The 406-nt window shown below is 63.8% G+C and carries 1 pseudogene; it reads right to left on the bottom strand.

What is annotated here, in order from left to right:
• Positions 1-89: 89 nt before the first annotated feature.
• Positions 90-406, bottom strand: a pseudogene (locus EOA28_RS38360) (phosphoglycolate phosphatase); the annotation flags it as partial.

The raw sequence follows: 406 nt of genomic DNA, 5'->3' as shown, positions 1-406 counted from the left end.
ATTTCATCCTGAGCCTCCTGGCGGCTTTCTTTTTCTGTTGGTCGACCGTGTATGACCGTTGGCGGCAACTCGGCGGTCGCGCCCCCGCGCTACTGTACCGGAGCGGTGGCGGGGGCCGTGTAGCGCCGGCGCACCGCGTCGAGCACGCGCTTGCGGCTTTCCTGCGCCGACAGCGTCTTGTCCTTCTCCGCGGTCTCGGTTTCGCGGGCGAGGTCCTTGTCCCTGATCTGATGGCGGAACCATTCCGAGTAGTCGCCGGCGCGCAGATGATGCTCCCAGGTCTTGTCGTCGATGCCCTCGGCCATCTGGGCGAAGATAATCAGATTGTGCGCCCTGAGGTTCATGGCATCGTCCGGGCCCCTGAAATAGAAGCTGCCGGCCTCGTCGAGTTGCCCCTCGGCATATT

Origin of the sequence: Mesorhizobium sp. M2A.F.Ca.ET.067.02.1.1 (assembly GCF_004023285.1) — a bacterium.
Taxonomy (GTDB): Bacteria; Pseudomonadota; Alphaproteobacteria; order Rhizobiales; family Rhizobiaceae; genus Mesorhizobium.
Note: the sequence above shows the minus strand (reverse complement) of the source record. Positions and strands in the feature narration are given on the sequence as shown.